The sequence below is a fragment of the Plantactinospora sp. A48 genome (genome assembly GCF_055793945.1).
Genome location: NZ_JBTIXF010000037.1, coordinates 1 through 14,603, shown reverse-complemented (window position 1 = coordinate 14,603; position 14,603 = coordinate 1). Strand labels below are relative to the sequence as shown.

12 protein-coding genes are annotated in these 14,603 nt (G+C 72.1%); 8 read left to right on the top strand and 4 right to left on the bottom strand.

The genetic code is table 11. The annotated features are described in order from the left end of the window. Window positions 1–122: 122 nt before the first annotated feature. The 4 genes from ACXN5W_RS19150 (at window position 123) to ACXN5W_RS19135 (ending at window position 4,785) form a co-directional block, all read left to right on the top strand. Window positions 123–1,577, top strand: a complete 1,455-nt coding sequence (locus ACXN5W_RS19150; protein WP_473159694.1) for an alpha/beta hydrolase-fold protein — start codon at window positions 123–125, stop codon at window positions 1,575–1,577. 9 nt (window positions 1,578–1,586) lie between these two features. Further along, window positions 1,587–2,432: an SGNH/GDSL hydrolase family protein gene (locus tag ACXN5W_RS19145; protein ID WP_473159693.1), complete on the top strand. Its 846-nt coding sequence runs from the start codon at window positions 1,587–1,589 to the stop codon at window positions 2,430–2,432. Window positions 2,433–2,474: 42 nt separating this feature from the next. Then, complete coding sequence (locus ACXN5W_RS19140; protein WP_473159692.1) at window positions 2,475–2,891, top strand: SRPBCC family protein; 417 nt, start codon at window positions 2,475–2,477, stop codon at window positions 2,889–2,891. Window positions 2,892–3,294: 403 nt separating this feature from the next. Next, entirely contained in the window at window positions 3,295–4,785 is a 1,491-nt protein-coding gene (locus ACXN5W_RS19135; RefSeq protein ID WP_473159691.1) for an NCS2 family permease, read from the top strand. 9 nt (window positions 4,786–4,794) lie between these two features. On the opposite strand, the gene ACXN5W_RS19130 is transcribed toward ACXN5W_RS19135, so the two are convergent. After that, entirely contained in the window at window positions 4,795–5,244 is a 450-nt protein-coding gene (locus tag ACXN5W_RS19130) for a DUF1622 domain-containing protein (RefSeq protein WP_473159690.1), read from the bottom strand. A gap of 158 nt (window positions 5,245–5,402) precedes the next feature. Here ACXN5W_RS19130 and lysS point away from each other — a divergent pair, with 158 nt between their 5' ends. Then, window positions 5,403–7,124, top strand: coding sequence for a lysine--tRNA ligase (gene lysS / locus ACXN5W_RS19125; protein WP_473159689.1), 1,722 nt, complete (start codon window positions 5,403–5,405; stop codon window positions 7,122–7,124). Window positions 7,125–7,233: 109 nt separating this feature from the next. Here lysS and ACXN5W_RS19120 read toward each other — a convergent pair whose 3' ends face one another. From ACXN5W_RS19120 to ACXN5W_RS19110, 3 genes are all read right to left on the bottom strand, one after another. Then, a complete protein-coding gene (locus tag ACXN5W_RS19120; protein WP_473159688.1) occupies window positions 7,234–8,079 on the bottom strand; it encodes a TIGR04222 domain-containing membrane protein in 846 nt (281 codons plus the stop codon). Between the two features lie 22 nt (window positions 8,080–8,101). Continuing rightward, window positions 8,102–8,329: a YbhB/YbcL family Raf kinase inhibitor-like protein gene (locus tag ACXN5W_RS19115; RefSeq protein WP_473159687.1), complete on the bottom strand. Its 228-nt coding sequence runs from the start codon at window positions 8,327–8,329 to the stop codon at window positions 8,102–8,104. Between the two features lie 249 nt (window positions 8,330–8,578). Beyond that, complete coding sequence (locus ACXN5W_RS19110; protein ID WP_473159686.1) at window positions 8,579–10,753, bottom strand: glycoside hydrolase family 15 protein; 2,175 nt, start codon at window positions 10,751–10,753, stop codon at window positions 8,579–8,581. Window positions 10,754–11,105: 352 nt separating this feature from the next. Between ACXN5W_RS19110 and ACXN5W_RS19105 the strand changes: the two genes are divergently transcribed. The 3 genes from ACXN5W_RS19105 to ACXN5W_RS19095 all read left to right on the top strand — a co-directional run bounded on the left by ACXN5W_RS19105 (window position 11,106) and on the right by ACXN5W_RS19095 (window position 14,509). Further along, a complete protein-coding gene (locus ACXN5W_RS19105; RefSeq protein ID WP_473159685.1) occupies window positions 11,106–12,206 on the top strand; it encodes a sugar ABC transporter substrate-binding protein in 1,101 nt (366 codons plus the stop codon). A 111-nt stretch (window positions 12,207–12,317) separates the two neighbouring features. Next, window positions 12,318–13,232, top strand: a complete 915-nt coding sequence (locus ACXN5W_RS19100; protein ID WP_473159684.1) for an ATP-binding cassette domain-containing protein — start codon at window positions 12,318–12,320, stop codon at window positions 13,230–13,232. Then, window positions 13,229–14,509, top strand: coding sequence for a sugar ABC transporter permease (locus tag ACXN5W_RS19095; protein ID WP_473159683.1), 1,281 nt, complete (start codon window positions 13,229–13,231; stop codon window positions 14,507–14,509). Before ACXN5W_RS19100 ends, ACXN5W_RS19095 begins: the two co-directional genes overlap by 4 nt. Window positions 14,510–14,603 lie beyond the last annotated feature (94 nt).

Genomic DNA, 14,603 nt, shown 5'->3' with positions numbered 1-14,603 from the left:
ACCTCCGGGTGGTATTTGTGACCGGGTGGTCACTCAGGTGACGGGTCACGACAGTATTGATCGCGAAACATATTTGCGGAAACGTGTTCCCGACACGTCCTGGCGTCGGGAGGAAACCAACCGTGACCGAAACCAGTCCGCGCATCGACCGCCTGCTGCGTGAACTACCCGCCGGTGGTGACCGGGCGGTGGACGAGTTCTGGCGGACGGTGACCGCCACCGGCACCCCGCTGGTGGAACGGGTCGAGCCGGACAGCGCGCTGGTGACGTTCCTCTGGCGCGGCTGCGCGGCCGAGACCGCCACCGGCTGGGGGCTGGACCTGCCGTTGACCCGGATCGAGGGCACGGACCTGTGGTACGGGTCCCGGCGGTTGCCCACCGATCTACGCACCCTGTACTTCCTCCGGCACGGCACCGAGGATCTGCCCGCTGACGCCAGTGGCGCCGGCAGCACCCACCTGGATCCCGTCAACCGCCACCCGTTCCGGTTCCCGGCCGACCCGGCCGATCCGTACGACCGGGAGGTCTGGGCCTCCCTGCTGGAACTGCCGGCGGCACCGGTCGACAGGTGGAGCCGGCCCAGGCCCGGGGTGCCGCGCGGCCGACTGCTGCACACCACGCTGCGGTCCCGCTCCCTCGGCGGGCGGCGGCGGATCGCCGTCTACCGGCCGCCGGGCCGGCCCCGGGGCCCGCTGCCGGTGCTGGTGGTCTTCGACGGTTACCTGTCCCGTCGGGCGCTGCGGATCCCGACGACGCTGGACAACCTCATCGCCGCCGGTCGGATACCCCCGACCCTGGCGCTGTTCGTCAGCACGCCCAACGGGGCACGCCGGTTCCGGGAACTGCGCGGCGCCGGTCCGATCCGCGCGTTCGTCATCCACGAGCTGCTGCCGTGGGCCCAGCGGCGGTGGAACCTGACCGACGACCCCGGGCGACGGGTCGTCGCCGGCTCGTCGCTGGGTGGGCTGGCCGCCGCGTACGTCGGGCTGTCCGCACCCGACCGGTTCGGCGCGGTCCTCGCCCAGTCCGGCAGCTTCTGGTGGCCGACGCCACCCGCCGACCGGGATCCGGAATGGCTGACCCGGGTGTACGCCGACCGGCCGGCCCGCCCGGTGCGCTGGTACCTCGATGTCGGCGACCAGGAGACCTTCAGCCCACGCGGCGCCGGGCTCGACCAGGTGACGGTGAACCGCCGGTTCCGGGACATGCTGGTCGAGCGGGGCTACGACGTGACGTACGCCGAGTACTCGGGCGCGCACGACTACGTCAACTGGCGGCGGACCTTCGCCGACGGGCTGTCCGTCCTGCTCGGCGAGCCGGTCGACAACCCACGCCGGACCGACCCGCGCCGGACCGACTCCCGCCATGACGACCCACGCCGGGCCGGCTCGCGCCCCGACGATTCGCGCCGGACCGACTCGCCGGCCGCCGGGCCGACGGCCCGCCCGTCCCCGGCCGACCGACCGCCGACCGGCGGGTGGCCGGCCGGCGGGCCGACGACCGGGGACGGACGGCCGACGCGGCCGGGCTCACGGACCGCGGTGCCGGCGGTGGCCGAGGTCACCGGCCCTCGATAGCCTCGGGCCATGATGTGGCAGCGCTACGTCGCCATCGGCGACAGCACGAGCGAAGGGCTCGACGATCCGGACGGGACCGGCGGCTACCGGGGTTGGGCCGACCGGTTCGCGCTCCTGGTGGCGAGTGCGCAGGGCGGGCTGGAGTACGCGAACCTGGCCATCCGGGGACGGACCGCGGGCCGGATCCGCGCCGAGCAACTGCCGGTGGCGCTGCGCCTGGCGCCGGACCTCGCCACGGTGGTCGCCGGGATGAACGACGTGCTGCGGGTGTCGTTCGACGTGAACGCGGTGGCCGCCGACGTCGGCGCGATGCAACGCGCCCTGGTCGACCAGGGCGCGACGGTGCTGACGTTCACGCTGCCCGATCCGGCTCCGGTCATGCCGGCGGCCCGTCCGCTGCGCGGCCGGGTGGTCGCCCTGAACGAGGCGCTGCGCGAGGTGACGGCCGCCTCCGGCGCGACGCTGCTGGACCTCGGCGCGTACCCGGTGGCGTCCGACCCTCGGCTCTGGAGCGATGACCGGTTGCACGCCAACAGCGCCGGTCATGAGCGCATCGCGGCGGCGCTCGCGTACACGGTCGGGCTGCCCGGTGCCGACGACACCTGGTCCCGGCCGCTGGAGCCCGCGGCCCGCCGTCGTCGGCCCGAGGCGGCCCGGGCGGAGCTGGCCTGGATCCGTCGTCACCTGCTGCCCTGGCTGCTGCGACAGCTGCCCGGACGGTCGCCCTGGGACGACCGGGTGGCCAAGCGACCGGTACCGCTCCCGGTCGAACTGCCCGATCCGGAACGGGTCGACACCGGTCCGGAGAACCGGCCAGGCATCGACGGGGTTCACCACGCCGCGTCGGAAGGCTAGCCTGGGCCGACGCCGGACCCACGCCGGACGGATGGAGGAAGCGTGCCAGAGCTCACCGTCACCCGACCGATCGCCGCCGCGCTGGACCGGATGTGGGCGGCCTGGACCGAACCGGTGCCACTGACCCGCTGGTTCTGGCCACCCCGCTTCCGGACCACGGCCGAACTCGATGTGCGACCCGGCGGGCGGTACCGGATCGCCGGGCCGGGTGGGGGCATCGCCGTCGGCGGGACGTACCGCGAGGTCGAACCGCTGGACCGGTTGGCGTTCACCTGGCGGTGGGACAGCGACCCGCTGGAGACGCTGGTGACGGTCGGGCTGCGGCAGGCCGGCGGCGGCACCGAGGTGTCGATCGCGCACGCGGGCTTCGTGGCGGAGGCGGACCGGCAGAATCACGTGGCGGGCTGGGAGGGCTGCCTCGACCGGCTGGAACGGTTCATCCCGACGTACCCCGGCTGACCCCGCATCCCGACGTACCCCGGCTGGCCCCTCACCACGGTGTGGCGGTGCCGCCCCACCTGCCGGTTGACCGGCGCCGTCGGCCGCTGGTAGTTACCAACATCACCGGCGAGGGGGCCCGAACGGGCAGGTGGCCCGCGCGGTCCGGACCGGTACGGTGGTCGCGGAAGCGCCGCCCACCGGCGGCGCCTTCGTGCGTGTTGGGCGGACCTGCCCGGCACGGCCGTCCCGACGTTCTCCGGGCCAACCGAATCGGGACGGCGGCCCCTCAACCGCCCGATCGGCACGCCGGCGGGCCAACCCGGAACGGAGCCAGCTACGCCATGAGCGAGCGCAGCGAGCGAATAATCAGGCGCAGTGCGGTGGAGCCTCATGACGGCACGCAGCGCAGCGGAGTGCCGGCATGAGCGAGCGCAGCGAGGATGCCCCCTCCCCCGCCAGCGGTCCGGAACCGGCCGCCGAGGGCAACGCCCTGGACCGGTTCTTCGAGATCACCCGCCGTGGCTCCACGGTCAAGCGGGAGATCGTGGCTGGCATCACCACCTTCGCGACGATGGCGTACATCGTGGTGCTCAACCCGCTGATCATCGGCACCGCGCCGGACAAGGCGGGCAACCTGCTCGGCATCGCCCCGGTGGCCGGGGTGACCGCGCTGGTCGCCGCCGTCATGACCATCCTGATGGGCGTGGTCGGCCGGGTGCCGTTCGCGGTGGCCACCGGGCTCGGCCTGAACGCCTTTGTCGCGTACAGCATCGCCAGCCAGATGACCTGGGCCGAGGCGATGGGCCTGGTGGTCATCGAGGGCGTGATCATCGCCGTGCTGGTGATCACCGGTTTCCGGCAGGCCGTCTTCCGGGCCATCCCCGGTGAACTCAAGGCGGCGATCGCCGCCGGCATCGGCCTGTTCATCGCGATCATCGGACTGGTCGACGGCGGTCTGGTGCGCCGCATCCCGGACGCCGCCGGTACGACGGTCCCGGTGCAACTCGGCAGCGACGGCACGCTGCGCGGCTGGACCACCGTGGTGTTCATCATCGGCCTGCTGCTCACCGCGGCGCTGGTCGCCCGCAAGGTACGCGGCGGCATCCTGCTGGGCATCCTCGCCACCACCGTCATCGCGGTGATCGTCGACCGGATCGCCAAGCCGGGACCGGCGTTCGTGAACGGCAAGCCCAATCCGACCGGCTGGCAGCTCAACGTGCCGACCCTGCCGGACCCGCTGATCAAGGCGCCGGACCTGCACCTGGTGGGCAACGTGTCGTTCACCGCCTTCGCGAACGTGGGCGTGATGACCGCGCTGCTGCTGGTGTTCACGCTGGTGCTGGCCGACTTCTTCGACGTGATGGGTACCACCGTCGGCCTGTCCCGGCAGGCCGGCCTGGCGACCCCGGCGGGCGACGTACCCCGGTTGGGGCGGGTGCTGTTCGTCGACGGCGTCGCGGCGGCGGCCGGTGGCGCGGCCAACGCCTCCTCGGCCACCACCTACGTCGAGTCGTCCGCCGGCATCGCCGAGGGCGGTCGGACCGGGCTGACCAACGTGGTCACCGGGGTGTTGTTCCTCGCGGCGCTGCTGCTCACCCCGCTGGTGTCCCTGGTGCCCAGCGAGGCGGCGGCTCCGGCGCTGGTCATCGTGGGTGCCCTGATGATCCGTCAGGTGCGGGACATCGACTTCACCGATGTCGCGGTCGCCGTTCCGGCGTTCCTCACGATGGTGCTCATGCCGTTCACGTACTCGATCACGAACGGCATCGGCGCCGGGTTCCTCAGCTGGGTGCTGATCCGGGTGGTCCAGGGGCGGGCCCGGCAGGTTCACCCGCTGATGTGGGCGGTGTCGGCCGCGTTCCTGGTCTACTTCGGCATCAACGCGATCAAGGCGATCACCGGGGTCAGCTGACCTACCCGGTCACCGGGCGGCGGGCCGGCCTCGCGAGGCCGGCCCGCCGCCGGCCTCCCCGGCCTGGTCCGGTCCGGCCCGGGTCTGGGACCGGGTGGCCCGGGTCAGCACTTCCGGGCCGGTGACCAGGGCGCGACGCCACGGGGCGACGCCCTCGATCTCGATCTGCAGGGAGAAGCTGAGGAAGGTCCGGATCAGCACGATCAGGCCCAGACCGGCGACGTTCTGCAGGGTCGGCGACACGGCGACGGTCCGGATCAGGTCGGCGGCGACCAGGATCTCCAGGCCGAGCAGCAGCACACCGCCGAAGGTCTCCCGCAGCGCCTGGTAGCCGGCCCGGCCGCCCCGGGCCCGCCAGGTCCGACCGGCGAGCAGCGCCGACCACAGCAGGCCCACGACGAGTACGCCGACGCCGACGAACTCGAACGCCTGGGCCACCCGCCCCATCACCTCGGTCACGCCCGCCTCCCTGTCAGGAGGAACTATGCCAGCCACGGGCCGAGCGGGCCGGCGGACCGGCCGGGCAACCGGACCCGACCAGGGCGCGGCCCGGTTTCTGCGGTATGGAAGGCTTTCCGGCAGCGCCACCGATTGTGACCGAAAGGATGTGCTGCACCGTGACGCACAGCGTGGAGGCCGACTGGGTCCACCGGTTCGCCGACGAGGTCATCGCTGAGGCGGAACGCCGGGCGCCGGGCAAGCCCATCGTCTGTGCCTCCGGCCTGAGCCCGTCCGGCCCGATTCACCTGGGCAACCTGCGCGAGGCGCTGACCCCGCACCTGGTCGCCGACGAGATCCGCCGACGCGGCCACGAGTGCGTCCACATCATCTCCTGGGACGACTACGACCGGTTCCGCAAGGTGCCGGTCGGCATCGATCCGGCCTGGGCCGAGCACATCGGCAAGCCGCTGTCCGAGGTTCCGGCGCCGGCCGGCAGCGCGTACCCGAACTGGGCCGAGCACTTCAAGGCGCCGTTGATCGAGGCGCTGGCCGAACTGGGTGTCGAGTACCGGGGGATCAGCCAGACCCGGCAGTACACCTCCGGGGCGTACCGGGATCAGATCCTGCTGGCCATGCGGGAGCGGGACCGGATCGACGCGGTACTGGCCCGGTACCGCACCAAGCCCAAGCCGGCCCCGCAGCCGGCCGGCGACGCCGCCGACGCGGCGGCGGCGGTCGAGGCCGCGGCCGGTTCCGGCGCGGCGACCGAGGACGACGGCAGCGCGGCGAGCGGCTACTACCCCTACAAGCCGTACTGCTCGGTCTGCGGGCGGGACACCACGGACGTCACCGGGTACGACGACGAGACGACCGAGCTGACGTACATCTGCGCCTGCGGGCACGACGAGAAGGTGCTGCTGTCCGAGCACAACCGGGGCAAGCTGGTCTGGAAGGTCGACTGGCCGATGCGCTGGGCGTACGAGGGGGTGGTCTTCGAGCCGTCCGGCGTCGACCACAGCTCGCCCGGCTCGTCGTACGTGGTGGGCAGCCAGATCGTCCGCGAGGTGTTCGGCGCCGAGCCGCCGATCGGCCCGATGTACGCCTTCGTCGGCATCAGCGGCATGGCCAAGATGAGCAGCTCCCGGGGAGGTGTGCCGACCCCGGCGGACGCCCTGGAGATCATGGAGGCACCGCTGCTGCGCTGGCTCTACACCCGGCGCCGGCCCAACCAGGCGTTCAAGATCGCCTTCGACCAGGAGATCCACCGGCTCTACGACGAGTGGGACGCGCTGGGCCGCAAGGTCGCCGAGGGCACCGCGCCGCCGGCCGACGCCATCGCGTACGACCGGGCGGTGCGGACCGCTTCCGCCGCGCTGCCCCGGACGCCCCGTCCGGTGCCGTACCGGACGCTGGCCTCGGTCGTCGACATCACCACCGGAGACCCGGTGCAGATGCTGCGCATCCTGACCGACCTGGACCCGGCGGCGCCGGTCGGCTCGCTCGACGAGGTCCGGCCCCGGTTGGACAAGGCGCGGCACTGGGTCGGCACCCAACTGCCGGCCGAGCAGCGCACCCAGGTCCGCGACGAGCCGGACCCGGAGCTGCTGACCGCACTGGACGACCGGGAGCGGGAGTCGCTGCGCCTGCTCGTCGACGGGGTGGCTGAGCACTGGTCCCTGGACGGACTCACCGCCCTGCTGTACGGCGTACCGAAGCGGATGCTCGGCCTGCCGCTGGACACCAGGCCGACCCCGGAGCTGAAGGTGGCCCAGCGGGCCTTCTTCGTGCTGGTCTACCGGCTGCTGACCGGCCGGGACACCGGTCCCCGGCTGCCCACCCTGCTGCTCGCGGTCGGCGCCGACCGGGTACGCCGGCTGCTCACCCCACCGGCCGCCTGACCCGATCCGACCCCGACTCCCACCGAGCCGATCTTGGACGGAAACCGTTCGCTGTTGACGGTTTCCGTCCAAGATTCACCCGGTCGCTCACCCGGCCCGGCGTACCCGATCATGGCTCGTTCAGCAGTTGGGCGTCGCGGCCGGCCGGCGACGGTGTGACGTCGCCCGGGAACGGCGTCAGGTTCGCCTCCCGGATCCCGACCAGATTGGCGAAGGCCGGATCGACGGCGAGCAGCGGACGGGGCCCGAACAGCGCCATCGCCCGCAGCAGGTCGGCGGTGGGCCGTTCGCTGTACCGCGGTCGGCGGCCGGGGGCCAGGTCGGTGTGTTCGCGCCGGGCACGGCGGAGCAGCCGCCGGCCGGCCCGGCCCACCTCGGGGACCTCGGACAACCGCCAGGCCGACAGCAGTGTCGCCGCGCCCGCGAAAATCAACCCGACGACCGCCGCCGGTCCACCGGCCCGGCCGTGATCGCCGGCCAGCAACCGGGCCGGCACGACCAGGGGTACGAGGTACAGCGGAACCACGGCCAGCCGGATGACCCGGAGTTGGCGGCGGCTCAACAGCCAGCCGTCACGGTGCAGCCGGGACGCCACCTGGCCGAGCGCGACCCGTACCGCCGGGTCACCGCGCAGGGCGGTCCAGGTCGCGGGTTGTCGCGCCGCCGCGTGGAGGGCTCGGATCAGCGGCGCCGACCGGGCCGGTGCCGGACCGTCGGCCACCAGCGTGGACAGCGGGGCCGCCCGGACCGCACCGGACCGCCGTAACGCGGCGATGCCGAGGTGGCAGGCCAACCCGGCGCGGTCGGTCAGGTAGGCCAGTTCCACCAGCCCCGGCCCGGGGCCGCGGGTACGGGAGCCGACCAGCCACCTGGGGACGAGCGCCACCAGCACAGCGCAGCCCACCAGGACCAGATAGTCCAGCAGAAACCGAAGGCCGTCGATCCCCCACGCCATCCGCCCATTATGGCCGCCCGGGTCAGGCCACCCCGAACAGACCGGTCAACCGGCCGCTGCCGACGGCCGCGGCGATGATCTTCTCCCGAGCCTCGTCCGGATCGGGTTCACCGCCCAGGTCGACCCGGTCCCGCAGCAGATAGACGGTGAACTGACAGTGGTGCCGCGCGCCGCGCGGCGGCGTCCAGCCGGTCGTTCCGTCGCTGTTGCGCGCCTCCCGGGCGCCGGACGGTCGAACGTTGCCGCGCACACCGCGCTGTCCAACCCTGGTACGCGACCGACGCCGTCGAACGGTGCCGCGCGCACCGTGCTGTTCCCATCTCGGACGCCCCCCGTCACGTCGACTGGACGGCCCGGTGCAGCACGCCCGGGACAACACCGGAAGCGGCTCCCGGTGGCCGGAACGGGCTGGCGGCTCCCGGTCCGACCAGCCCGCCCCGGTTCGGCGTCAGGAAGGGCCCCTTCGTATACAAAAAAGGCGATAACAAGGGGCCCTTCCTTACCTCGTGTAGCGGGTGGTCACCTCGACGGGCTGGTCGGTGAGCCGGCCGGCGGCCAGGTCGACGGCGAGCCGTACGTACTGGGCGTGGGTCCAGATCAGCGGGGTCGCCGAGCGGGTGCCCGTGCCGGGGCGGAAACCGGGCTGTCCGGACGGTGCCTGGTCGTCCCACACCTGCTCGGCGAGCATCAGGCTCGGGCTGGCCGTGCTGGCGATCGCCGACAGTTCCCGGCCGGCGACCGCCCGGTCGCCCGCCGCGAGGGCGTACTCGCCGCGTTCCCCGTTCAGCAGGGGCCAGCCGCGTCCCCGGGTGGCCCGGCTGTCCGCCGGGAAGTCGAAGTTCCAGTCCGCGCCGGTGACGGTCTCGCCGTACCCGTCGAAGGAGGCCCGGTGCCAGTACCGGCCGCCGGGGGTGGTGAAGCCGAGCTGCCGGTCGACCACGGCGAGGGTGTTCCGCACGGCCGGGTGGTCGGCGGGTTTGACGCCGAGCCGGACCAGTTCCAGGAAGCTGGGGTCGACCACGGCCCGCTGGTCCACCGCGGCCGGCCCGGAGTCACCCACCGGGTAGGTCGTCGCGGCGTCCGGGTCGCCGTCCTTGCTCAGCCGCAGGTAGTACGGCTTCGGACCGTACGGGCCGGTGCTGGTCACCGTCCAGGAGTCCACCTTGGACCGCCAGTCGTCGGCCGTGGCCAGGTACCGGTCGGCCGAGTCGGTGTCGCCGTTGGCCCGCGCGATGCCGGCGGCGCAGACCAGCCCGGCGATCTCGGCGGCGATGGTGGCCGGGGAGTAGCCGCTCTGGTTCTCCCAACGCTCCTGCGGGGTCCACGGCGCGGTGTGCCCGTCCCGGCCGAAGCCGATCAGGAAGTCCGCGGCCCGCTTGACGTGCGACCAGGTGCCGGGGTCGGTGCGGCGCAGTTGGGCGGCCAGCACGAGTGGCAGGGCCACCTCGTCGAGTTGGAGGTTGTCCCAGACGGGGGTGCCCGCCACGTCGGTGTTCTGCGGGAACGACCCGTCGGGCCGCTGCTGCACCTGGAACAGGAAGTCGAGCGCCCGGCGGGCCCCGGCGAGGTCACCGGCGGCGATCAGCGCGGTGGCGATCTGGTAGAGGTCCCGGGACCAGACCAGGTGGTACGGCCCGGACCTGGCCTCCTGGCCCCACACCCACGGCATCGTGGGTGAGGCGACGAAGGCACCCCGGTGGGTCTTGTCCTCGCTGGCGGCCAGCACCATTTCGGAGACCCGGTACAGCCGGCGCTGGTCGGTGCCACGCAGGCTGGTCGGCACCGGCGCCAGTCGGCGCAGGTAACCCGTCCAGCCCGTCGCGTAGGCGCGGGCCGCGTCGGCGAAGCCGCGCCGCAGTGCGGCGCCGGCGTCGGCCAGCGCCGCCGTCGCGGTGGAACCGAAGGCCAGAGCCAGGGTCAGGTGGCGCCGGCCGGCGGTGCCGGTCAGCGCGGTACGGGCGGTCTGCACGATGTTGCCGGGGGTCGGCGCGGTGGCGTACCGGTGGTCGAGACGCCCGTCGCGCAGGTCGGTCCAGCCGTCGCTGCTTCCGGCGTACCCGGTGGAGGTGGCGGTGAAGTCGGGGCTGGCGCTCAGGGCGCTGCCGGTGTGCCCGTCGGTCGCGGTGAGCGCGTGTGCCGTGGTGGTCCCGGTGTCGTCGCCGCCGTCGTTGGTCAGCCCCGGGTCGTACACCGTGTACAGGGCGCGGGGTCGCCGGTCCAGGCTGGTGAAGTCGACGTCGACCAGCACTGTGGAGCGGGCCGGGTCGGTGACGTACCGGGTGGTGAGCCGCCACCGGCCGGTCGCGGTGTCGGTGTGGACGAAGGTCAGGCCCGCGCTGTCGACGACGTCGGTGTGACCGTCGCCGGCCTCGCCGGCCCGGACCGCGCCGCGACCGTCGGAGACCACGAAGTCGAGGCTGCGTCCGCTGGGGGTGCCGAGGTCGGGATAGTAGACCTCGGTGAGACCGCCACGGGCGCCGACGGTGAACCAGACCTTGCTGTTCGGGGCGTCGTACGCGGTGCCGAAGCCACTCTTGTCGGCGGCTGTCCAGGTGGCGGCGGCGCCCGGGGCGCCGGGCGCAACCGCGCCGTCCGCCCGGCCGGGTGACGTGCCGATCGGTACCGTCACCAGCGTCGCGGTCAGCGCGGCGAGGGTGACCCGGGCTGCTCTCATACGTTTCTCCTGTGGTCGACGCTGACCACGGCGCGGCGGGCCGGGGCGACCCGCCGGGTGCCGCGGAGCATGGGGATCGATCACTGCTCCCTACCCCCACCGGTGGGCGACCATGCCCGGCGCGGACGCTGGATAACGTTTGGCTCTCGATCAAGCTACGGTGATGCCCAATCGTGACCAACCTGTATCGCGCTCGCATCTAGCGCCGGAACTGGTGATCGAAATACCTTGGCCACGAAACAGGAGGCACGGGCCGGGATCCACAGCGCGGTGGTCACCACCGGACCCGCAGCAACGCCATGCTCTGGTCGGCGAGCTGCCCCCCTTTGCCCTGAACGTGTGGAGGAAACAAATGCGGATCAGACAGCTCGGCGCCGTGGCCGTGGCGCTGGCCAGCGCGGCGGCGCTGGTCGCCTGCGGCAACTCCGACGACTCCTCGGGCGACGCGAGTGGCGGCGGTAGCGGGAAGGTCGGCGTGATCCTCCCGGACACCACGACCTCTCCGCGCTGGGAGGCGAACGACCGGCCGATGCTGAAGGCGGCGTTCGACGCGGCCGGCGTCGGGTCGGACATCCAGAACGCCGACGGGGACAAGGCGAAGTTCGGCACGCTCTGCGAGAGCATGATCAATGAGGGCGTCAAGGTCCTGCTGATCACCAACGTCGACTCCGAGACCGGCTCGGCGTGCCTGAAGAAGGCCCAGGCGGCCGGCGTGAAGACGATCGACTACGACCGGCTGACCCTCGGTGGCGGCGCGTCGTACTACGTGTCGTTCGACAACGTGCAGGTCGGCAAGCTCATCGGCGACGGTCTGAAGACCTGCCTGGACAAGGCCGGCAAGACCAGCGCGAACATTGTGTACATCAACGGTGACCCGACGGACAACAACGCCAAGTTGTTCAAGGAGGGCTACGTCGAGGCGCTCAAGCCGCAGATCGACGGTGGCAAGTACAAGCTCGTCGGTGACCAGACCGGCAAGTGGGACGCCAACATCGCGGGCACCGCGTTCGAGCAGCTGTTCACGCAGAACGGCGGCAAGATCGACGGGGTTGTCTCGGCCAACGACACGATGGCCGGCGGCATCATCGCCCGACTGAAGGCCAACAAGCTCAACGGCAAGGTTCCGGTGACCGGTCAGGACGCCAGCAAGGAGGGTCTGCAGCGGATCCTGGCCGGCGACCAGTGCATGACCGTGTACAAGGCCGCCAAGAAGGAGGCCGACGCCGCCGCGCAGCTGGCCGTCGCGCTGATCAAGGGGCAGGACGCCGCGGGCGTGGCCACCGCCACGGTGAAGGACACCGTCCTGAACAAGGACGTGCCGTCCTCCCTGCAGGTCCCGCAGGCCATCACCGTCGACAACGTCAAGGACGTGATCGCCGACGGCTACTGGAAGGCCACCGACATCTGCACCGGCGAGTTCGCCAAGGCGTGCACCGAGCACGGCGTCTCCTGACGTCGTACCTGCCTGGTCGTTCCACCGGCCGGTGGTCCCCTACCGGGACCGCCGGCCGGTGGTCGCGCCCGGGGAGTTCCTTCGTAACCCCTACCGCCCCTTGAGGTGAGCATGACGACTCCGGGTACCGCCGCGCCCCCCGCGGACGCCGCCCCGGCCCAGCCGGGGACGTTGCTTTCCCTGCGCGGCATCAACAAGAGCTTCGGTCCGGTCCATGTGCTGCGGGATGTCAACCTCGACGTCAGCGCCGGCCGGGTCACCGCCCTGGTCGGCGACAACGGCGCCGGTAAGAGCACCCTGATCAAGGGGCTGGCCGGGATCCACACCTTCGACTCCGGCCGCTACGTGTTCGACGGTCAGCAGGTCCACGTCACCTCGCCGAAGCAGGCCAACGCGCTGGGGATCGAGGTCGTCTACCAGGACCTGGCGCTGTGCGACAACCTCGACATCGTGCACAACATGTTCCTCGGCCGGGAGCTGAGCAGCGGTGGTGTGCTGAACGAGGCGGCCATGGAGCAGCGGGCCAGCCAGACCCTGGACAGCCTGTCGGTCCGGACCGTCGTGTCGATGCGGCAGCTGGTGGCCAGCCTCTCCGGCGGCCAGCGACAGACCGTTGCGATCGCCCGCGCCGTGCTGTGGAACTCCCGGCTGGTGATCCTCGACGAACCCACCGCCGCGCTCGGGGTGGCCCAGACCGAACAGGTGCTCCGGCTGGTCCGCCGGCTGGCCGACAACGGGCTGGCGGTCGTCCTGATCAGCCACAACCTCAACGACGTGTTCGAGGTCGCCGACGACATCGCGGTGCTGCACCTGGGCCGGATGGCCGCGCAGGTGTCGGCGAAGGACGTCACCCAGGGACAGGTGGTCGAGCTGATCACCACCGGTGCCAACGCCTCGCACGGTCCCCGCACCGACGGCACGCCGAGGACCGACGGCGAGGATCTGGGCGGAGCCGGCCACGAGCCCGCGAGCACGGGAACGGAACCGCGCGAGGACAGCCCGCGCGAACGGAAGGCGGAGCAGTGAGCGCACCCACCCTGACCGGGTCCGGCGAGTCCACCCCGGTGTCGACACCGGACAACGGATCGCAGGGAGTCCGGGCGGCCTTTGTCGACTACCTGGCGCGGCTGCGCGGCGGCGACGTCGGCGGTCTGCCCGCCGTTCTCGGCCTGGTGGTACTGGTCATCGTCTTCACGGCACTGCGGCCGAACACCTTCACCAACGCCTTCAACTTCGCCAACCTGATCAACCAGGGCGCGGCGGTCATCGTCATCGCCATGGGTCTGGTGTTCGTGCTGCTGATCGGCGAGATCGACCTGTCGGCCGGTTACACGGCCGGCACCGCCAGCTCCGTGATGTGCCTGATGCTGCGGGACCACACCGGCCTGAGCTGGTGGCTGGGCACGCTGATCTGCCTGTTCACCGGCGCGGTGATCGGCACGGTCATCGGCCTGCTGGTGGCCCGGCTGGGCATCCCGTCCTTCGTGGTCACCCTCGCGGCCTTCCTCGGCCTGCAGGGCGTGATGCTGAAGGTGATCGGTGAGGGCGGCACGATCCCGCTGCGCGACGCGACGCTGCTGCGGGTGATGAACAGCAACCTGCCGGTCTGGCTCGGCTGGGTCCTGGTGGTCCTGGTGGTGGCGGTCTACGCCCTGCTGTCGCTGCGCCGCATCCTGACCCGTCGGGCCGGCGGCCTGCACAACCACGGCATCCCGGTGTGGGCGTTGAAGGTCGTCGCCATGACCGTGCTGCTGGCCCTGCCCACCTACTACCTGAGCATCGAGCGCAGCCGCAACCCGGCCGTCACCTCCATCAAGGGGGTGCCGTGGGTGGTGCCGGTGCTGATCGTGCTGCTCGGTGGCCTGACGTTCCTGCTGTCCCGGACCCCGTTCGGTCGGCACGTCTACGCGGTGGGCGGCAACGCCGAGGCGGCCCGGCGGGCCGGCATCAACGTGCTGCTGGTCCGGCTGATCTGCTTCATCGCCTGCTCGACGCTCGCCAGTCTCGCCGGGATCCTGCTGGCCAGCCGGGACAACTCGGTCTCGCCCAGCACCGGTGGTTCCTCGACCCTGCTGTACGCGGTGGGCGCGGCCGTCATCGGCGGCACCAGCCTGTTCGGTGGGAAGGGCCGGGTGGCCGACGCGATCCTCGGCGGTCTGGTGGTGGCCATCATCGCGAACGGAATGGGTCTGCTCAACCAGCCCTCGGCGGTGGTGTACATCGTCACCGGTCTGGTCCTGCTGGTCGCGGCCAGCGTCGACGCGATCTCCCGGCGCCGGGCCGCCGCCACCGGGCGGATCTGACCCGGTACGCCGCACCACCCGTCGGCCGTCGCCGCAGGGTCGACTCAGGGTCACCTCGGGCCCGACGGTGTCGGACACCCCAATGGGGTGTCCG

Coding starts and splice junctions, on each gene's coding strand:
- ACXN5W_RS19105 (WP_473159685.1), top strand. CDS start 11,106: ATGCGGATCAGACAGCTCGGCGCCGTGGCCGTGGCGCTGGCCAGCGCG.
- ACXN5W_RS19100 (WP_473159684.1), top strand. CDS start 12,318: ATGACGACTCCGGGTACCGCCGCGCCCCCCGCGGACGCCGCCCCGGCC.
- ACXN5W_RS19145 (WP_473159693.1), top strand. CDS start 1,587: ATGATGTGGCAGCGCTACGTCGCCATCGGCGACAGCACGAGCGAAGGG.
- ACXN5W_RS19120 (WP_473159688.1), bottom strand. CDS start 8,079: ATGGCGTGGGGGATCGACGGCCTTCGGTTTCTGCTGGACTATCTGGTC.
- ACXN5W_RS19110 (WP_473159686.1), bottom strand. CDS start 10,753: ATGAGAGCAGCCCGGGTCACCCTCGCCGCGCTGACCGCGACGCTGGTG.
- ACXN5W_RS19135 (WP_473159691.1), top strand. CDS start 3,295: ATGAGCGAGCGCAGCGAGGATGCCCCCTCCCCCGCCAGCGGTCCGGAA.